Source organism: Ruminococcus sp. AM31-15AC (assembly GCF_003462045.1).
Classification (GTDB): Bacteria; Bacillota; Clostridia; order Oscillospirales; family Ruminococcaceae; genus Hominimerdicola; species Hominimerdicola aceti.
Map to the genome: position 1 here is coordinate 1 of NZ_QTYG01000011.1, position 19,673 is coordinate 19,673.

Annotated in this window: 25 protein-coding genes; 1 reads left to right on the plus strand and 24 read right to left on the minus strand. The window is 38.0% G+C overall.

Translation table 11 applies throughout. The features are described 5' to 3' along the window. From DW793_RS04695 to DW793_RS04740, 10 genes are all read right to left on the minus strand, one after another. The coding region (locus tag DW793_RS04695) for a DUF6908 domain-containing protein (RefSeq protein ID WP_147342158.1) at positions 1 to 1,693 on the minus strand (1,693 nt) is incomplete at its 3' end. A gap of 102 nt (positions 1,694 to 1,795) precedes the next feature. Continuing rightward, on the minus strand, positions 1,796 to 2,497 hold the full coding sequence (locus DW793_RS04700) for a SpoVG family protein (RefSeq protein ID WP_118157210.1): 702 nt from the start codon (positions 2,495 to 2,497) through the stop codon (positions 1,796 to 1,798). Between the two features lie 15 nt (positions 2,498 to 2,512). After that, the gene (locus DW793_RS04705; RefSeq protein WP_118157211.1) at positions 2,513 to 2,716 is read right to left on the minus strand and encodes a hypothetical protein; all 204 of its coding nucleotides are present in this window, start codon (positions 2,714 to 2,716) and stop codon (positions 2,513 to 2,515) included. After that, positions 2,713 to 3,258 carry a hypothetical protein gene (locus tag DW793_RS04710; RefSeq protein ID WP_118157212.1) on the minus strand — a complete coding sequence of 182 codons (546 nt, stop codon included), beginning with the start codon at positions 3,256 to 3,258 and terminating at the stop codon, positions 2,713 to 2,715. Before DW793_RS04710 ends, DW793_RS04705 begins: the two co-directional genes overlap by 4 nt. A 46-nt stretch (positions 3,259 to 3,304) precedes the next feature. Continuing rightward, positions 3,305 to 3,502 (minus strand): hypothetical protein, encoded by a 198-nt coding sequence (locus DW793_RS04715; RefSeq protein ID WP_118157213.1) that lies wholly within the window; start codon positions 3,500 to 3,502, stop codon positions 3,305 to 3,307. 72 nt (positions 3,503 to 3,574) lie between these two features. After that, the gene (locus DW793_RS04720; protein WP_118157214.1) at positions 3,575 to 3,793 is read right to left on the minus strand and encodes a prealbumin-like fold domain-containing protein; all 219 of its coding nucleotides are present in this window, start codon (positions 3,791 to 3,793) and stop codon (positions 3,575 to 3,577) included. Between the two features lie 15 nt (positions 3,794 to 3,808). After that, positions 3,809 to 4,081 (minus strand): hypothetical protein, encoded by a 273-nt coding sequence (locus DW793_RS04725; protein WP_118157215.1) that lies wholly within the window; start codon positions 4,079 to 4,081, stop codon positions 3,809 to 3,811. Continuing rightward, on the minus strand, positions 4,081 to 4,239 hold the full coding sequence (locus DW793_RS14565; RefSeq protein ID WP_252969670.1) for a hypothetical protein: 159 nt from the start codon (positions 4,237 to 4,239) through the stop codon (positions 4,081 to 4,083). The genes DW793_RS04725 and DW793_RS14565 overlap by 1 nt, the downstream gene beginning before the upstream one ends. Continuing rightward, positions 4,226 to 4,420: a hypothetical protein gene (locus DW793_RS04730; RefSeq protein ID WP_118157216.1), complete on the minus strand. Its 195-nt coding sequence runs from the start codon at positions 4,418 to 4,420 to the stop codon at positions 4,226 to 4,228. Before DW793_RS04730 ends, DW793_RS14565 begins: the two co-directional genes overlap by 14 nt. 383 nt (positions 4,421 to 4,803) lie before the next feature. Continuing rightward, positions 4,804 to 5,220, minus strand: a complete 417-nt coding sequence (locus DW793_RS04740; RefSeq protein ID WP_118157218.1) for a hypothetical protein — start codon at positions 5,218 to 5,220, stop codon at positions 4,804 to 4,806. A 39-nt stretch (positions 5,221 to 5,259) separates the two neighbouring features. Between DW793_RS04740 and DW793_RS04745 the strand changes: the two genes are divergently transcribed. Beyond that, on the plus strand, positions 5,260 to 6,039 hold the full coding sequence (locus DW793_RS04745; protein ID WP_118157219.1) for a hypothetical protein: 780 nt from the start codon (positions 5,260 to 5,262) through the stop codon (positions 6,037 to 6,039). Positions 6,040 to 6,149: 110 nt separating this feature from the next. Here DW793_RS04745 and DW793_RS04750 read toward each other — a convergent pair whose 3' ends face one another. The 14 genes from DW793_RS04750 to DW793_RS04810 form a co-directional block, all read right to left on the minus strand. Further along, positions 6,150 to 9,356, minus strand: coding sequence for a SpaA isopeptide-forming pilin-related protein (locus tag DW793_RS04750; protein ID WP_118157220.1), 3,207 nt, complete (start codon positions 9,354 to 9,356; stop codon positions 6,150 to 6,152). A 124-nt stretch (positions 9,357 to 9,480) separates the two neighbouring features. Further along, on the minus strand, positions 9,481 to 10,374 hold the full coding sequence (locus DW793_RS04755) for a hypothetical protein (RefSeq protein ID WP_118157221.1): 894 nt from the start codon (positions 10,372 to 10,374) through the stop codon (positions 9,481 to 9,483). An 84-nt stretch (positions 10,375 to 10,458) separates the two neighbouring features. Continuing rightward, positions 10,459 to 11,094 (minus strand): hypothetical protein, encoded by a 636-nt coding sequence (locus DW793_RS04760; RefSeq protein ID WP_118157222.1) that lies wholly within the window; start codon positions 11,092 to 11,094, stop codon positions 10,459 to 10,461. Positions 11,095 to 11,253: 159 nt separating this feature from the next. Further along, a complete protein-coding gene (locus DW793_RS04765) occupies positions 11,254 to 12,357 on the minus strand; it encodes a hypothetical protein (RefSeq protein ID WP_118157223.1) in 1,104 nt (367 codons plus the stop codon). 88 nt (positions 12,358 to 12,445) lie between these two features. After that, a complete protein-coding gene (locus tag DW793_RS15615) occupies positions 12,446 to 12,577 on the minus strand; it encodes a hypothetical protein (protein ID WP_290126972.1) in 132 nt (43 codons plus the stop codon). Beyond that, entirely contained in the window at positions 12,577 to 14,313 is a 1,737-nt protein-coding gene (locus DW793_RS04770) for a hypothetical protein (protein ID WP_118157224.1), read from the minus strand. The genes DW793_RS15615 and DW793_RS04770 overlap by 1 nt, the downstream gene beginning before the upstream one ends. 22 nt (positions 14,314 to 14,335) lie before the next feature. Further along, positions 14,336 to 15,718 (minus strand): YodL domain-containing protein, encoded by a 1,383-nt coding sequence (locus DW793_RS04775; protein ID WP_118157225.1) that lies wholly within the window; start codon positions 15,716 to 15,718, stop codon positions 14,336 to 14,338. A 2-nt stretch (positions 15,719 to 15,720) separates the two neighbouring features. Beyond that, entirely contained in the window at positions 15,721 to 16,197 is a 477-nt protein-coding gene (locus tag DW793_RS04780; RefSeq protein ID WP_118157226.1) for an exonuclease domain-containing protein, read from the minus strand. Between the two features lie 89 nt (positions 16,198 to 16,286). Beyond that, the gene (locus DW793_RS04785; RefSeq protein ID WP_118157227.1) at positions 16,287 to 16,538 is read right to left on the minus strand and encodes a hypothetical protein; all 252 of its coding nucleotides are present in this window, start codon (positions 16,536 to 16,538) and stop codon (positions 16,287 to 16,289) included. Between the two features lie 22 nt (positions 16,539 to 16,560). Continuing rightward, entirely contained in the window at positions 16,561 to 16,962 is a 402-nt protein-coding gene (locus tag DW793_RS04790) for a DUF6075 family protein (RefSeq protein ID WP_118157228.1), read from the minus strand. A 91-nt stretch (positions 16,963 to 17,053) separates the two neighbouring features. Next, positions 17,054 to 17,659, minus strand: a complete 606-nt coding sequence (locus DW793_RS04795) for a hypothetical protein (protein WP_118157229.1) — start codon at positions 17,657 to 17,659, stop codon at positions 17,054 to 17,056. After that, positions 17,656 to 18,138, minus strand: coding sequence for a hypothetical protein (locus tag DW793_RS04800; protein WP_118157230.1), 483 nt, complete (start codon positions 18,136 to 18,138; stop codon positions 17,656 to 17,658). Before DW793_RS04800 ends, DW793_RS04795 begins: the two co-directional genes overlap by 4 nt. A gap of 57 nt (positions 18,139 to 18,195) precedes the next feature. Next, positions 18,196 to 18,399 (minus strand): hypothetical protein, encoded by a 204-nt coding sequence (locus DW793_RS04805; RefSeq protein WP_118157231.1) that lies wholly within the window; start codon positions 18,397 to 18,399, stop codon positions 18,196 to 18,198. Positions 18,400 to 18,413: 14 nt separating this feature from the next. After that, positions 18,414 to 19,670, minus strand: a complete 1,257-nt coding sequence (locus DW793_RS04810) for a ParB/RepB/Spo0J family partition protein (RefSeq protein ID WP_118157232.1) — start codon at positions 19,668 to 19,670, stop codon at positions 18,414 to 18,416. Positions 19,671 to 19,673: the final 3 nt, after the last annotated feature.

The following is a 19,673-nucleotide window of genomic DNA, read 5'->3' on the forward strand; positions in this document are numbered from 1 at the left end:
TCTCATTTTTGTCCATGGACAAAACATTCGCAAATGTTATCTCTTTTCCGTGTATGTTTATCGCTCTGACAGGTCTATATGCCTGAGTTGAAATATTATTGAACCAAGTATCTACAAAAGAATTGCAATTATCCTGTTCGTCACTGTCTGGTTCATACGTTTTATATATGCTCATGCCGTCCTGTTGATATGAAATTGCAGTAAGTGTTTTATTTTTACTATCAATATCAAACACTATTTCAGGGTCAACCATTAAATCGCCATTCTGCTCATAGTAATGTGCCATTGCTACAGAATTGCTACCAATTTTGTCCAAGGACAAAGTCATAAAGCCTAAGTCGCTTTCAAGCTTGAGATATTTATAGTCCGTCAGAAAATCAGGAAACAGCTCGGCAAACTTTGAATACAGTCTTTGCTGTTTCATCGTGCTTGCGGAAATAATATTACCACGGTATTTTTCCGTTTCTTTTTCTTCTTTTTCAGATGTTGCCTCTATGGTGTTGCTTATGGCATACTCGTTATCCCTGATGAGCTGCTTAACATAGCCACAGGCAGTACGCCAGTTTACACAGTATAGTTCCGCTCCATTAGCGTCAGCAAAGACAACGCCCTTGGAAGTCGCAGACCATTTGACTACATCAGGCATTTCAGCAAGCTCGATAGGGTGTGAACCTTTATATACAGCATAGGTATACCGCATAAGCACCTTAGCTGACTTGTTGATGTTATAGAACTTGATAACTGCCTGCTTATTAACTTTTTTATAATCCGCCTGAAAAATCTGTTTAAGCACTGTTTCCTGTTGCTCAGCGGTAATTGTCAGACGTTCAGCTTTTTCAGGAACTTCTACAAATTCATTGTAGTCAGGCTCAGGCTCTACCGTATCATCAGACTCAACAACATATCTATCATCTTCTTTTTCAGATATATCATTTTCCGTTTCGATATCAGCATTATCTGTCACTGTTGTTTCTTCAACTGTGACTTTCTGCTCAAACTCTGAAATATCATCATTGACAATTGGCTTACGCATAGCCTGTCTGCCCTGAGCTTCTTCCAGTGATACAGTTTTTACAAGCTGTTTTGCAGTTCGGCAAAAGGCATTGACATAGACTGCCGCAACAGTACCTACAAGCTCCTGAGCATTTTCATTGATTACAGGGAAGTTTGAAAAATCGTACTTGTACTGTTCTTCAACGATATTTAATCTTTCGCATACTGTATATGTAACTGTTTCTGCGATCAGCTCACATAATTCCGTTGAAAGCTGTCCTGTTGGTGACTTCGGGTGTGAATACACTGACTCAAACACATAGTCATAAATGTTATTATGAAAGGTTTTCTCGCCACGATCCGCTCTTGTTTCACTACCATTCTTTTCGTACATCTTATCCAACATATCAAAGATATACTCATTATATGATACGTTGTATTTCCACGGCTTGATATCTTTTCCGTTAGTTTGAGATACATCAAACAAATGTTTCTTTATGCCGTTTTTGTCATAAATGGTCATTGACCTTGTACCACCATTGATACGAAGTCCAATATTGCTCCATACCTCAAATGGAGCTACAGCCGTAGCATTTCTGTTAATATTGTAAATCTGAAGCTGTTCATCATATGGATAGGCATATAGATTAGACGCAAACTTATGAAATTCGAGCCATTCCTGCAAATTAAATTTTTTCATCTTTTTATAATCCTCCGCAAACAATTCTCTAAAAAGAGTAGCATTTATATGGGTTGTTGCGCAATAAAAGAGCCGTATAGCTTTGTAACGGCTTTTTTTATATTATCTTCCTAGACCTCTGCTTTCACATGTCATGTCAAGCACTTCGTCTTGTCCTCTGCTGTTATCGTATGAGTTCATTCTTTTCATATTTCTCGTATAATTCAAACCATTCACAACACTGTCACGAAGTTCATTGTAGGTTTCCGCCTTTACTGGGTGAAAGAACTCCACATACTCATAGCCTGACGTTTTTTTCTCATTTCTGACCTTACGTTTGGGCGAGTCAAAATATTCACCGCTTTTGCCATTTCTGACCTGAACATTTTCAAGCACAAAACTGTCAGAAAAAATCACAGAGCCAACACCCTCTATATCTTTAACGGAACTTTCAAATATTCTTGCCAAAGTGGGCTGAAACCTGTCATTACCGAACTCCACTGTTGTATACTTGCCATCATTCCTATTGAATGAGTCCATTATAGCCGAATTTAGCACCTTTCGGCTCTCTGCGGTGATAGGGTGAAAAACTTCCTTAAACTCCTTAACATATTCACCCTTATCATTGATAACATAATTTCCGTTCTGGTCCTTTGTACGAACCATCAGTGACGGCAATGCAATAAAAATCTCATTACTGTCTTGCCTTTCCATTATTTTAACTGACTCAAGCACATAACTGTCATCAAACTTTACTGTAGCATAACCTCTCAACTGAGGGCTATTATCGTTAGTATAATGCGTTGTTCTAACTGAAATTTTCATTGTAATACAGACCTCCTATAGTCTTCTTCCTCTTTTTTGATAGTTTTCCTCCTGCTCCAACTGCCACTCATCACAATCAAAGTCAGAATATTCGTCCACCACTGCGACATTATTCAGTATACATAAACCTGAAACATAGTTTACACAATTTTCGCAGCACTTGATGTCAAGGTTTCCACAGCTAGTAAACTGACTTATTTTTCGTTCTATTTCAATCACACTTTACACTCCCCCTTTATAGCAATTTCTTTAGCACAGTTATAACATATATGCTTATTTTCTATTTCAAATGGTGCATTAACCTTGCCACAGAAATAGCAATTATGATCCTGTTCATCTCTGTCATTGATAACCAAGAATTCATCATCAAATAATTCTCCTACAAGTGTCTTGTTTTTATCATAGGATTTAAACATAGTATCCGTTAAATCCTGCGGAATAAACACCAAGTAACGATTACCACTCAATGAAACTGCTGACGCATAGCCTGTGTCTAACAGATGAATTTTTTGCGTTTGGTAGTTTTCAGACCATTTTTTCATTTTCATCATACACTGCCTGCACACTGGTTTGCCGTTACATAGTATTCTGCTATGTGTATGCTCTCCGCACACTGCACAAGTATCTGGATTACGCTCATATTTCAGATAGAGCTTATATCCGTCCGTATAAATCTCAACCTCTTTGCAAATTCTGTTAGTATCTATAATTCCTTTTCGTATTCCTGCAAACAGCATTTTTTCTTTATCCTTTTTTGCCATTCACACCGACCTCTCTTTCAAAAATATTTAAGAGCCGAAAAGCTCATTATTCTTTTCTCTTTTCAGCTAATATAAAGATCAATCCCATAAGTGCAGGAAGTATCATGATCGGTAGTATTCTTGCCTTAATATACTCTGACGGAGTTGACCAATCTGCTTTGTTATTGACAACAATTATCGAGTTGACTGCATTTTCGATAATAAAAGTGATGTTGTAGAAATTACGCTTGATTAGCTTTTTCATTTGAATATTCTCCATAATTTTTATATAATAAAAGAGCGTATGAAATTCTTCACACGCTCGTGTTTGCGATTATTATTGTTGTGTGTCATTTATAACTTCGGTGAACTTATATGTTCCAATAGGAAGTCCTTTTATATTGATTACTCCACATTTATCAGCAGAAATATACGGGAACTCCACAACTTTTCCGTCAGAAGATATTCCATTTAGGTTATACATCTGTGGTCTATCGTTATTCCTTTTGTGCAGTTTTGCAAGCTTTGAGAAGAAATGTTTTTTGAAAAATCTCATTGTTTTTACTCCTCTTTATCTTTTTTTAGTTTTCTCTGAATTTTTCTTTGCTAATTTATAAGTAACGCTCCTGTGTACCTTATTATCAACTTTTTTGCTATCGTCATTAAAATACACAACCCTTATGAACAGTGTGATTATGGCAATAAAAAGCAAGAAAATTAATATAAAAAGTACGATTTTGAACACAAAGCCAAATGGCTTTGTAACATCAATATCGATATTAATCAAAATGATTTCGATAATTACAAGTGGCTCAAATATTATAAATTTTTCTAACTCTTTCATTATTTCTCTACCAAAATCTTCCCCTTCGTCACCTCTATGATACTAGACTTAGGGTCATGGATTATCAAGTCCTCTGTACAGAGCTGTTGCTCTATCAATGAAAAACACTGTCCCATGCCACTATAGTGATTTCTGCGGTGCTTTCTAAAAATCTCCATAGCTTTCATCATCGTCTTCATCCTCATCAAGTATTATTCCTATATGTCGACAGATATACGGTGAATAGCGGTTCAAACAAAATCCTTCTTCTTCCTGATAAATCTCATATCCATCCTCTTCAAGCTTTTCTACAAACATTTCTACTTCCTCGAACAAACCCTCAATGCTTACTTTTACCATTCTTATCAGCTCCTATCAAACTTTTATAATAAGGAACGCCACAAAAGTACATATGCAGCTCATCAAATGAGTGTTGCGTATCACTGCAATAGAACTTGTCGGGTATTCTTTATTGTGTGTCATATTGTATATGTTCTTCTTAATGTAGCCTACATTAAAAAGTATAATAACCGCTTTTATCAAAAGCCATATGACAACGACTTTTGTCTTAAGAAGTGTATTGCTTTTAAAATACACTTTAATAAATCCAAGCATTAATGAGTTGATAAACAGTAGGAATATCAGTAGCCTTGGATTTATGGGTGCATGGTTATTTTTGCCCATTTTGTTTTAACCCCACAGTTACATATATTTACAATGCTTGCGTTTTGTGAATATATATGCTATACTATTGATAAATGATATCTATTTTCTTTTAAATATCTGGCGATAACATCTTCTTGATTTTCAAAAAACAGCTCTAATGAATTGTCTACCCAATAAGTATCCGTGTCGGGGTCATAAAAGATTGTAAACCTGTAGTCCTCAGCTGCCTTATCTACGCCTTTCATTTTCGCTATCATTTCATCAAACTTGTTATCACAGCCGTCATAAAACGGAACACTGAGCTTTTCATCAGCGCCTTTTTCAAGACAACCAAGGTCAAACCACTTAGAGTCATCACTTTTATGTATGACGTATATCTTTGTGCTTTTATAATTTGGATAAAATAACAGCAGTTGTTCATGCTCATTAGCCGCATGATATGTCAAGTAGCTCTTACTTTTATAGTAATTTTCTAATTCTTTAAATGTATTCATAATGTTCGTCCTCTTGATTTTAATAATGGAGATGTTAAGATGTTTTACGCTATTTCAAAAAAATATAACGATGTGGTTTGTGCAAGTAACGTCACCGATTTGAATGACACATTTCTTTGCCTTAATTCTCAATGTAAAGCAGAATACTTTATTAAAGGGATAAACAGTGAAAGAAAGGCACATTTTTGTCATAAGCATAGTACTCCACACATACAGGGTTGTCCTTATGATATGGGTTTAACCAAATATCTTAATAATGATGATATTGTTAAATCCTCGTTGCAGGATATTTATGCTCATATTAGAAAACCAATAAAAAAAGCACCAACAATTCACGTTAACAAGCAACCAAAGCAGAACGCTTCACGAAAAACTTACATCAATACAACCAAAGATTTGTTTTATTTTTGTACAACTAACTCATTAGATACAATTTACGAAAATAAAACAACTATAAATGATATAATTGTTGATAGTCGTAATATATGCAGTAAAGGTTTATTTAAGGGCTTTTCAGGCTTACGTTTGGTTGTTGGTTATACAATCAAATATGATTTTCCCAAGAGGTTTATTTTGTTAAAAACGGAAGCAGTTACAAAATACGGAAAGACCATAGACCTCTATAGCACCATATATATGGAAACTAATCAAATAAAAGAGATTAAAGATTATCTATTTGGCACATTTGGAACTTTCACAGGTTATCCAGTTGCTGTTTTAGGAAAGTGGTCTAATTCTCGTTTGTTCAACATTGAATGTACCATTAATGAGCCAACAAATGTCATTTATAAATTTGCTAATGATATTGATAAACGTTAAAACTGTATGCTTTTATAATCTACCCTCCCCAGCCCCTGCCCTGTTGCAGGGGCTTTCTTCATGTATAGATAAATTGATCCCCTTTAGCTATCTTTTTCAGACAGCATCAATTATCTTTCTTTCTTCTTTTTGCTGAACATAAAAAATGCAGCCCCTGCGAGAATTATCGCAATGCTGCCAAGAACTGTTCTTCCGTCAATGTCATTGTCGGAAGAACCAGTGTTTGGCGTGTCAGGAACTTTTTCATTGAACATATCTGCGTCCACTGTCTGAGCGTAAGTAACAGTGACCTGTTTTGAGTCGGCAACAAGATAGCCATAAGGTACTGTGCTGCCGTCCTCAGTGATAGTGTATGTGCCAACTGGAACGCCCTCAAACTTCGCAAGTCCGTCCTTGTCGGTGACGGCTTCAATGCGTATCTCTCTGCCAGTATCGGAAACTCCCGAAAGAATAAAACGAATGCCCTCGATGTTCGTCATGCCGTCTGTTTTCTTGTGTACTTGAACTGTTCCTGTCTGCTCGTTATTGAGAATATTTTCATCAATAGTCTGAGCATACTCTACCTTGACTTCCTTCTCGTCAGCCACAAGATATCCATATGGAACTGTTTCCTTATCCTCGATAATTTTGTATGTACCCACTGGTACGTTCTCAAAAACTGCTACGCCGTTCTCATCAGTTATCGCAGGAATATCAATCTCACGTCCTGTGTCAGATGTACCTCTGAGATAGAACTTGATACCCTCAATATTCTTCTGTCCCTCTGTAGTCTTGTGAACTGTGATAGAGCCTGTCTGCTCGTTGTTGAGTATCGTTGCGTCTATTGTCTGAGCATACTCGACCTTGACTTCCTTTTCGTCAGCTACGAGATAGCCGTATGGCACTGTTTCTTCGTCCTCGATGATACTGTATGTACCGATCGGTACGTTCTCAAAGACTGCTACGCCGTCTTTATCGGTAGTTGCAGGAATGTTTATCTCACGTCCACTGTCTGATGTACCCTTGAGGTAGAATGTGATACCCTCAACATTCTTCTGACCCTCTGTTCTTTTCTGAACCTTGATAGAGCCTGTCTTTTCCTCGTTAGTGACCTTGACTTCTGCTGTTTCGTTGTATTCAACTGTTACTTCCTGTTCGTCAGCTACAAGGTAAGCCGCAGGAACTGTTGAGCCGTCCTCTGTGATGACATACTTGCCGATAACAAGCTTATCGAACATTGCTACGCCATTTTCGTTTGTTGTCGCTTCAAACTTCAAGTCCTTGTTTGTATCAGAAATTCCTGTTGCAAAGAACTTAATGCCCTCGATATTGAGATTACCTGTTGTTGTCTTTGTGACCTTAATAGAACCACTTTTCTTCTTGTTTGTCATTTCAGCCTTGACGATATCATCGTTTTCAGTTATTTCAAACGGATAAGGATTATCATCAATTTCATAGATATCTGGTGCTGATATCTCTCTGTAGAAATATTTGCCTATAGCAAGCTGAAAATGTGCAATGCCGTTCTCGTCCGTTGTGCCAGTTATGACCTGTTCTTTATTTTCATTAAGAATTTCAAAGGTGCAATCAGGGATAAGCTCTCCTGTTGAAATGTCAGTCTTTGTTATCTCAAAAGGAATAGTGTTTTGCTCGTTTTCAAAATCTACAACGAACTCAGCCTGCTGTTCAACAAGCTTGATAGTCTGTGTTGGCTCATCAGAAATTGAATAGCCCTTTGGTGCTTCAATTTCTGTCACTGTGTAGCTGTAGCCTTTGTAGATAGCCTTTGTTGTTTCAGCTATGCCGTCTGCGCCTGTGGTTATAGTGTCGATAACTGTTCCCTTTGGATATATACAATAGCCATTGCCAACGAATATATCCTCGGCTGCTGCCACTTCAAACTTTGCGCCCTCAAGGTCAGCTCTTGTTTCAGCGTCACGCTTATGAATGGTTATCTTGCCCTTTTCAGGAGCAGAAGCCTTGTTTACAAACTCCGTTGTAGCCGTCTTGTCAGCGGTAACAGTGATAGCTTTCTTTGATGATATCATGTAGCCGTCTGCCGTGGATATTTCTCTCCACTCATAATCGCCCTCTGGCAGACCTGTTACATCAATATCACCCTTGGTGTTTGGCGTAAGGTCTGTAGCCTGTGAAGCGAGGTCAGTGAAGCTGTAGCTTCCGTCCTTTCCAGTTGCCTTTACAAACTTATAGCTGTCACCGACTTTGCAGGCAAGCTGAAACTTAACGGCTTTGTACATATCCGCTGTGCCTGTCTGCTTGTTGTCAAAGTAATCTGTGAAGCTCTTGTCAAGGTGGGCTGAGCCTATTGGTGTTGTTATTTTCAGATAAGCCTTAACAGGGTCTTTGTCCTCGTAGCAGCTTACCACCATTTCCTGAACGTCAGAGCCGCCCGAAAGGATAAGAGGTGAACACTCGTCTATGTGTTCAACATACTTGCCCTTTGTCTTTGTGAGCGTGAAAACAACGTTTTTCAAATCTTTCTCATTGTCTGCTGTGATAGTCATATTTGAGCCTGAGTGTGTAACAGTCACTGAGTTCGGCTTTGAAACGCTGAACTGTGAAAGGCTGTCAAGCTTGAGCTTTGCTGTCCACTTGCCTGTCTTGACATCATATTTTGCAGGATATGAAGCTTTGTCGAGCGGCTTGCCGTAAGACGCCTTTGACGTACCACTAGGAATATTGTAGTGTGAAAGCATTTCAAACTTCATCTTTTTGTAGCAATCGACAAGGTCACTGTGATGAGCAGAAGCATTATTGCCATTGTAGTAATAGCTGTTGAGAAGCTTTGTTTCGTTATTTGAAAGACCTGTTGTGCTTTCATCAAAAAAACGTGCAGAAACCGCCTGTGACATAACACTTGACGCACACAGTTCGGTGTCCTTAGAATAGCCGTACTGAGTTTTGCCTTTGTAACTGTAAATACAGAACTCTTTTATCTGATACTGCATATCATCAGGAATATGACCGTTTTTCATGTAATCATTAAGTGTCTGCTGCTTTGAAACTGTTCCGCTATTATGCAGCTTATCAAAGTTAATGCAGTAAGCGTAGTTGTTATCAGATGTTGTGAAATACGGCACTTCTGATGCAAAGTATCCAGTGAAGTGAGTGTCATTGTATTTCCCTGTTTCAATATCATAGCCATTTGGCAGACCTGAGCCACGGAAATCATAGCTCCATGTTGACAGCCACTGCTGAGTGGCTTGGTTTTTGTCGGAGAACGCACTAGCTGTTATGCCTTGTGTAAGAGCCGACAAGCTGAGCAGAAATGCAAGTGCAACACTGCTCAGACGTTTGAAAAGACTTTTCTTTTTCATTTGTTTTCCTCCTAAAAATTTTTATATATCTAAAAAGCCCATAGGACTTGAATTTCCGCAATAAAAAAAGCAATCCGAAAGAAAATCGAATTGCTTTTAAACTCTATTCAGTTTTATTTATATATCAGTAAAGGAGGTATATTTCCCATGCAGGCTTGCCGTCACTGTTAATAGCTGAGCCGTCACCATGCCATTGCTGATACACAACTATATGTGCTTGGTCTTTGCCTATTCTGTCATATAGAACATCAATGTGTCCTTTTACTTTGCGATAAAGTTCATCATAAGACGAATAAGTATCAGGCGAAACAGTGTCAGGTGTTCCCCATGAGCTGTTGTCAAGATTTCTTGTGGCTATGTTGTCCCACATTTCCTGCTCGGTATAGAAGATAGCGTCAAAGTCACAAGTTTCATTACTATATTGTTGAAGTTCCTTAACCACTCTGTCTATATCATTCTGTGTCAGCTCAAACTTTGGCTTAGCCGTTGTAGTTGTAGTCGGCTTTGGCTTTGGCTTAGCCGTTGTTGTGGTCTGCCTTTTAGTCGTTGTCTGACGCTCTGTCTGTCTTTCTGTCTGACGTTCCGTCTGCTGTGGCTGATAGCTGTTGTTATTGTCATTGCTGTAGCTGTTGTTGCCTGAGCCGTTGTTGCTGGTGTTTCCGCTGTTGCTCTGACCGCCGTTGTTTACTGTTCCGCCGTTGCTTGCAGGCTGACCGCCTGTCTTACCGCTGCTTGTCTTAGTTGTAGTGCTGCTTTTGCTTGTGGCAGATGCAGCTGAGCTGCCCTGTGCGGAGGAGGTCACAGAGCTGCTTGAAGATACACTTATGCTTGAATGTGATGTAGTTGTTGCCGAAAGGCTTGTCACTGTTCCCATTTCTGTAGTTTCACTAGCAGCAGTGGTTGTCGCTTTTGGAGCGGCTGATGATGTATTGTCAGACTGTCCGCAGCTTGTCACACCGAGCATAGCGGCTGCAACGAGCAGGGAAGTTATTGTTCTTGTTATATTTGTTTTTTTCATTGTGGGGTCCTCCTTTTGATTTTTGCGACTTAATTATATCACATTCAATAAATGGTGTCAATCATACCGTTTGTCCTTGGACAATCAGCTAAAATATCCTGCCTGAAGATTAAGCGAATAGATGTATCTATCGTTCATAAACTCCTCTATCATATGGTTTATCCAAAACATATAGTGTGTTCTGAGCATTTCTATCGGTTCTTCTGAGGGCAGTTCTCTCTGCGTATGGAGAAGTGGATAGTAAAGTGACAGCCAGTATCTTTCAGAGTTGCGGTCAAACCTTTTCCAAAAATCTTCTTCGCTGACTTTCATCTCAAAAAGCATATTCTTGAATTGTATCTCGAATTTTTTCGATGTGCGTAAAAAAGCTTTTCTTGAACCACTGAAATCATGGTTCTCACCCATGCCGTCAAGCTGATTATAGTATGCTTTGAAAATCTTATCATAGTATGCTTTCATTCGTTCAAGACAACGTTCTTCTTCGGTCATTGCTATGTGCTGTGGCTGTTCCGTAGCCGACCAAAACTCCTCACCGACAAAATCTTTTATTTCGTCAATGGTGTAAAGAAGCATTGTTTTTTTATCAAACTCAGAGTCATTGAGCTTTTCTTCCCCTTTTTTGATAAAATCATCAACTTCATTGCTCGGTCTGATAAGGCTCTCTATCTTCGCTTCATCAAGTTCGGGCAAGTTTTTATAATACTTATAATCTTTTACCATTGTTATACCTCCCATATGTTTTCTACACTTATATTATACCATACAGCAAGAAAACACGTCAACGGCAGAATAGCCAAACTTTCACACCAAATATTGTGCATTTTTGAATTGATTAAAACATTTATGAACTTGTTTTCAGGGAAAACTCTCGAGAAAAAATTATAATGACAACGATCTATCATTTGTCATGTCAAGCGCATCGTCTTTTCCAATTTCTTCTCTAACATAATCAGGGACGCTCACCAGTTCATCAAATTCAAGATTACCCAAAATCATATACATTTTGTCTTTACTTGCTCCAAAATATACTCCGCTGTCAAATTCGCTGTTATTATTATACCGCTTCACCAACTTCATTTTTTCGAGGTCAACAAAAACATTAATCGGAAATTCAAGTATCTCATCGGTAGTGTAGGCTATCGGTATATGAGAAAGGTCAGAAAAATCTGCGTCATTTTCAAATTCGATTACAGTAAATTCATTGATAAGTTCTTTGGCAATGCTGACCATATCCGCCCTTCTTTTCATTGCTTCGATCTCAGTTTCTGATAAATCATTCTTTACGGACTCAATTTCATTTTCAGTAAATACAGCGTATTTCAGAATTTCGTCCTTAAAGATATTTTTTTTCGCACACTCCAAAAGAGCCTGATTAATACTATCAAACCCGACCTGTTCGCAGCAGGCAAGTTCTTCTTTAAGCATTGTAAATCGAGTCTTACGCTCGATATCGATCGGTGTAAAATCAAGAATATCCTGCTGTTCACTGTATCTTTTTTTTACTTCCCACTCACAGGTATCAAGGTAGGCATTTTTCAAATTCTCCTTACCGATTTTATCTGAAAAAGGAGAATAAACAAATGGAAATTCTGCGGCTTTTACACCATAATGCTTAAAATAGTCGATGATATCATTATTTGAAACGCTTTGCGTTAAACGTCCTGCGATATACTCGTCATCGTCCTTGATAGTACAACACTCATAGTTATCATCAACGCCAAGCTTTTTGACATATACTTCATCACTTTCTTCCGTATAGCCATTAAAGTCCATTGTTCTTTTATGTTCAAGAAAGCAATCATTAGTTATCCAAACTCTGTGAGTTGAATATGAGTAATAGAGAAACTTAAACTCGTGAGAATACTCATTTTTAACAAAGTCCTTGTTTTCTTCAAAGAAATCTTCAAAGGACTGTCCCGAAGTCTGAAGTTGCTTGATAACGTCAAAACTATGTAATGTATTATTAACGTCCTGTTCTGTCATATCTATTCTCCTTTTTCTATCTTTTTTAGCCTTTGTGTCCCCCATACGCAGATCAACAATGAGGTGACAACTGAGAAAATCACAAAAATTACTCGCTTATAAAAAACTCCCACTGTCCTGAATACGGCATACCATAGCATAATATAACTATAGCTGATACTAAGTTTGCCACGAAAGACAGGGCATACACAGGAAGCATTTGCTTTACAGCACGTTTCATTAAAGCGACCTCCCTGACTTACTTGTGAGGTCAAGGACTTCATCTTGTTCTTCCTCTTCATTATCTAAAAAAGAAGATAGCTGATTAAAGTCCATGTTTTCGTCAAAACTTTTTTCTTCGGGATAATCTATTTCTATGCTTTCCTTGGTAGTGCGATTTTCTGAATCATCTTCAAAGTTTTCACACATCATTTTCTGAGTTATTTTGTTCAATTCATCATATACTTGTTCTAACTCAATCTTGTTATTCCTCAGATTGGCTGATGAGATTTCTCTTTTCTTAACTTCAGAATGTCTAAAAATTTTATTCCAAAGATTAGGCTTTATATCTTTTAAATTTTCCATGTCAGCCTCAGCAGAGCTAATTCTGCCTTTGATTTTATCAATCTTGCTTACAACCCTAACACTTGACTCGTAATCTTCAGTGTCGATAAATTTTAAGGTTAAATCAACTTTTTTCGCTATTTCAGGTGGTAACTTGACCGCCTGAATACCTTCATACCTTTTTGGTGGCTCTTCACCAATAAGCCGATACAATTCATCACACGCTTCCGCCTTGAAGTAAATGGACTCGTGTAATGAGGGAACGTCCACGGAAGGTTTCTCTACTTTATAAAAAACACAATCCCAAATAACTTTGTGATTTGCATCTGCATCCGTAGTTATTCTAGGTTCATCAAAATCCGCTTTTATTCCATTCATATGTATGGAAATAGGTATATCTTCAGTTTTCAAATACTGAATACCATTAGTATGTGAAAGATATGGTAAAACGCTGTTATATGTTTCTTCAATATGCTTAGAATAACAATCATTACACTCTATGCAAGCCGCAACTTTATCGTCAATAGTTTTTAACTCTTTTAGATTGCCGTGATTTTTGTAATATTCACTCTTGGCAGAGTAAAGCTTTATTGCCGCTGACAACTTCTCTCTCTTTTTTGACATTTCTTTAATTTCAAACAGACTATCAGCGATTCGCTTTGGCTCATCAACCACAGGATCGTGTCGCTTTGCAAGATATTTTACATCATCTTTTGACATCAAACCTTTTTCGTAGTCCTGCTTAATGCTCTCTGCACTATCATAAATCTCATTAATAACATTTTTTCTCCGTTTTTCGTCTATCAAACCTAGCTCGACACACTTTACAGCTGCCTCTCCGACACTTGCATAGCCCATTTCCTGAGCATTATCAAGATTTTCTCTCAAATAAGACTCAAATGTTCCAACTGTAACATCAAGCCCACCATAAGGGGAGATTTCGTCATATGCACTCAATTCAGCTAACGCTTCTTCTGCCTCTCGAATACAACTTTTGAGATATGCTTCTTTAATGTATTTCTCGCCAAACAAATCGGAAAATGTTGAAAGTATAAAAGGACTTTCGGAAGGTTTTAAATCTTCAAGAAGATAGTTTTCTATGGTGTTCGTTTCGACAGGCAATTTCAGACTCTTTTCCCAACTCATCTTGTCTATCGTGTTATCTGGATCATAAACCTTAACTAAAACGATGTCTTCAGTTTTGGCAGTTCTATCACCAAAAGTATCAGAGCCAAATCTACGTTCTATGTAGATTTTTTCAGACAGCCAATGACGTTCAATATGTTTGCTATAATATGGCGTATCCATATCGTCCGTATAGGTTGTCATTACTAAGTCTTGATTTTCTTCAAAAAACTCGTGAAATGATTTTCCCGACGCCTGAAATTGCTTTATAATATCCTGTTCTCTCATATCTATTTTTCTCTTTCTATCTTTATCTTCCTAAACCTCTGTTCTGACCTGTCATATCAAGAGCTTCATCTTGCTCTTGGTTATCTAAAAAAGAAGATAATTTTTTAAATCCAATGTTGTCAACATAATATGCCATATTTCCTATCTCCACAACATCACTTATAGACAACGAATGACCCATGAAAGTTTCTGGCATTGTTTCATACCTATTGAATTTTGAGTAAATATTCTCAAGTTTTTCATCGATAGAGTTACCTTTTATCTCAGAAATCTTCCCCTCATAAACAAGGTCATAATCAGTCTTATTAAGATTAATGTCAATTGCTTCTATCCTATGGTAAGGCTCAAATCTTATTCCATGATATTTTTCTCCATCTTTTAACTGATATATTTTATAGTTTTCAGTTGAAAACTCTCTTGTGTGTCCTGTCCTACGCTCATCAATAAGTTTTTCATATACCATATGTTCTATCTTTGAAATTGCAGGCTCATAAGTATCATTCCAATCCATAGCCATTTCAGCACTTTCAATAAACTGTTCTTTATCAGATGAACTCATATTCTGTACATAATTTGAAACGAGCTTATCAGCATAATCATCAGCAGCGTTATCTACTACATCTTCTATAGCCATGTTGTAGTCCTCAAGGTGATCGTCCATTTTCTCGTAACGATAGATAACGTCATCAATAAAAGTGGTACTGTTTTTGAGAAAATCTTTTGAAAGGTCAATGTTGCCTATTTTCAGACTATTCATTTCGTCCAAAGCGTTGAGTATATCCTGCCGTCTATCGTCACTCTCTTTGATATAGTATGCCTGAGATATCTCCGCAGGCGTTAGCTCGATACCGACCCTCTTGCCGTCAATAACACGCTCGATAGTCATTGTATCGGTAGTGAGCTTTTTGTACACATATAGCGTGGCAAAACAATCGCCTAAACTATTATGGGCGTTCTCGTGACTAGACCAATCATAGCCATAATAGCCTGCGGCTGTAGTGAGTTTCTGCCATTTGTAGCTTTCTCTTTGGTCATTCCACTCGCCATAAATCGGTGCAAACATTTTCATTGCGTCAGCATATTCTGTTTTTAAAAACTCTGCTCCGTTGTGCTTTAGAAAATCTGCGTCAAACCTGACATTGTACCCAACGATTTTATCATATCTTTTTAAGATATCATTAATCTCGGAAATCACTTCTTCTATAGTCGGTGAGTCGGCTACCATATCGGGCGAAATATGATTAATACGCTCCGCTTCTGCCCACTCAGTATGCTGTGTGGGTTTTATGTAGCTATCAAAAAGAACTGCGCCCTCATTATCAATGATAGACACCTGAAGAAGCTCGTCCTCTGCTGCGTTCAAACCTGTTGTTTTAGTGTCCAAAACTATATATTTGTTTTCCATGATTATTTATCCTCCACCCAATGCAATTTCTCTTTGTAGATTTTCAAAATAGCTTGACATTTTTCAAGGCTATCCTTTGGAAGTTCAAAGTTATCACTTTCAGTTATCATTTCATTTACATTTACTTCTCTTCGATATTCTGGTTGAATTAAAATGTTGCTCCATGAAAATAGCCAATAATAACTATAATTTTTACTGTACAAAATAAGATCTGCTTTATTAAATATTTCAGCAATTTGTTTAGCCATCTCAGATATTTGTGGCGCATTAGCAACCATTTCTGGCGTTATTCCGTTTTCCTTTTCAGTTTCTGTCCACTCTTTGTGTTTTTTGGGTTTAAAATAGCTGTTAAAAAGAATATCCCCTTTGAAGTTGATGATTGATAGTTGTAATAATTCATCTTCATATTCATATCCCGTTGCTTCAAAGTTCATAGCAATGGCTGTTGACGGATCGTTGTCAAGAGCATTTATCACCATGCTCAATTCTTCAATTTTTTTCTTGTAAGGCTCAACAGCACACCACTTTGCCTCTTCAAGTTCTCTTTCACGTTCTTCCTGCTCACGTTCTAGCCTAGCCTTACGATATGCCCTTGCCTGTTCTCTGCGTCTTTCTTTTTCGGGCTGAAAAAAGCCTGCAACTCACTCTCCGTTGCAGGTCTGACTTCATCAGGTTTGTAATACTTACATGGCTGTTTGCTTTGCTTGCTTGGCAAAAGCTCTATGCCTTCTACATTTTCTGCTACAAGAAAGCCCTCAAGCGCCCACTGACGTTCAGTCTTGTAGCTGTCATATTCTTTATGATAGTGTTTTACTTTCATACCATTACCTCCTTTTCATTACTTACATGAAAATCTCGTACCTGATTTTGATTGCTTCGAAGTAGTACGGCGTGTAGTTGCAGTTAAAGATATTGTTGGGCGCATAATACTTGCTTGGTATATATGCTTTCTCTCCATTTTTGTCGATATACGTTTCAGGGGGATCGGAGTCATAAACTGTGCCGTTCCACAGGTTAAAGGCAAGACGTGTTGTTTTCAAGCTTGTGCTTGTCTGAAACGGCTTATTCAAACCCTCGAAAATAATCACGTCTTTCTTAACATCGTATAGTGCGCCAATATGGTGACGCAAAACACTGTCCATTGTCAAAAGATACGCAAGCGACAAGTGATAGCCGTCAAGATAGGGCATTTTCTTGCAGAGTTTGTTAAACAGTTCCTCGTGTTCGTCATCATAAAAAATCATTTTTTTCCTGCCTTTCTTTACAAAAAAAAGGACACCTGAAACTCAAGTGTCCTTACGTTTGTATTCGATTTTTGTCCATGGACAAAAGCCATCACATTGACATTCCACTAGTTATTGTCACGCTCAGTCCGTTATTTTCAAATCTCTCCTTTACCCTTTCTGCAAAGCCATTAAGCACTATAGCATGGCTATGACACAGTGGCAGACGTTTGAATTGCTCAAAATCTATATCATTGTTTTGCAGAAAATCATTAGCCCACTCGACAACATCGCTGTGATATCTCATATCACGTCCGACCTGATTATGTTGCTTTACAACGAGTGCCATTGTGCAGGCAATATCGAATGCCGTGTTATTCTCTATCAGCTCATCATATGCACTGTTAAGGTCATAATGATAGCCGTCTGCATTTCTTGCAATACAACTGTCAATATCTTGTGATATCGACATTACTCTGTTTTTATCTTCAAAATTGAAATACATTTGCCTAAGCTCCTTTGTAGCCTTAATTGCTTTTTCCTGTGTTTTAAAATCGTATTTGAAACGCCAATCTATTGTGTAGTTGTCTATGAAAGGCTTAGCCACCGCAGAGTAAACGCCAGTGTTAGCCGATATAATGCAGGCGGCATTATCTGAAAAAGATAGGATTTCAAAAAGTTCTCCACTATAACCTTGATACAACTCAGCGACTTTCATCGTCTTATCCTTGAATATATCGTAGGAATTGACTTTCCGTCAACATCAGTGACATATTCAACGTTAGAGAATGAACAAGTATATCCAAGTTCATGCGCCCATGCAAGCACTTCTTTCTGCTTGTGGATAAAACATCTCACTTTGCCAAGCTCATTTGGATCAGGCTTAAAGCTGTCCTCATTCATCATTTCTGTCACCTTTTCAGCCGTATAGCGTCCGACATACGGCAACTTCTTATATGGTCTGAAAGCTATCTCATCATTGATAAGACCAATATAGCCGACCTCAAACATCATTTCTTCCTCATATGGATATCTTGCATATACAACAGGCTCTAAAGGTCCACGAAAAACGAACGTCATAGAGCCACTATGATGTTCATCGTCCTTGAAGTATGCGGCTCTGTAGCCCTCTATTCTTGACTTGTTCTTGAACTTAGAAAGTTCAAAGTCTATTGCTCCGAGATGATGTTCAGCCATTGTTCTCAACTTCCTTTCTGCTATCTTCACTCTTGACCGCAGGAGCGACTGTTTTTTTCAGCGTAAAGCTTCCTGAGCAAACAGCTCTCGTACAGCTCTAGGGACGTATTTTCTATACATGACCTCAACAGCTTCGTTGATTTCTTTTGCGAGTTGTTCGTCAAAGTCTGCACTGTCCATGCCCTTTTCCGCCATGTAGTGCCTTATCAGAGTTATCTTTGTTTTGTCGATATTGTCTGCAAAATTAAATTCGTTCTTCATTATTTTAATCTCCCTTATTCAGATTTCAGATTGTCCATGGACAATTCTGTGAGTTTTATAAGTTCATCGGCTACCTGACGCCATGTCAGTTCCAGTCTTGTTGCACCATTGACATTGAGTATACGATTGGTGAATTTAATCAGCATTGTATCACCGCAGAAGATAGTGTACTCTCCGTCAGGTGTTCCAGACATACTAACTTTTCCATATGACATATTAAAGCAATGATTTCTCAACTGTGTAGCAATATCAAATGCCGATACATTTCTTTCAAGCATACGTCTGATATCATACTTTCTCGATATTCTTATCACAGCAGTATCGACCTCTGCTTGCATTGATTTGCCGTCCCACCTAACAGGCTTAGCAACTTCGTTACCGCCCTCCTGCTGTTCGGTTATATGCTGTTTTAATAACTTATATACAAGCTCGTCCAACTCTTGCTCAGTCATTCCTTGAATGAGCAAAGGTTCAACGCTATATATTGTGTTATAAACAGAGCTTTTATAGACCTTTTTAGTCTTTGGCGGATTAAGAGCCTTGTCGATATCATCAACTGTAAAGTCTTTGTTTTGATCCGCAAGCTCAATAACCTGTTTTGCCGCCTTTGGTGTCAAAGCTTTTTCTACCTTTTTTAGATAGCTAAAAAGCACTTTCTGCTGTTCATCATTCAGAGCGTCTATTATCTCAACAGCGTGTATCGACAGCATACCAGTATCGACCAACGGCTTAAGCTCGTCAATAAGATTATTGATATGAATACACCGATATAACGTTTTTGGTGAAATTCCAAAAAACGTTGACATTTCCGTTACAGACATATCCTCACCGAAACGCTGTCTGTATCCATTGAACATATTACATATTTCTGTAGGCTTCTCACCTTTACGCTGTATATTTGCGTGACAAACAGCCTTAAAAGCTTCTTTGTCATTAAAATCACAAACACGGCAAAGGATAGTTTTCTTTTCAAGTTTCTGGAGTGCAATGTATCTCTTATGACCTGAGAGCAACTCATACTTTCCACTGTCAAGCTCTCTGACAGTGGCAGGCGTAAGCTGTCCCATGCTCTTGATAGACTCTGTTAGTCTGTTCAGTTCTTCTTCGTCAATGTTAAAAGGCTGTGCAACATTATTGTCGCTATAGAACTCTATATCCGTGAGCGGTATCTCCGCATTATCTTTGACTATTCTGCTTTCCTCGATAACAGTATCTTCTGTCGGAGCTTTTGTACGGCTCTGAGATGTTGCTAGTATCTTATCAAATTTCATATG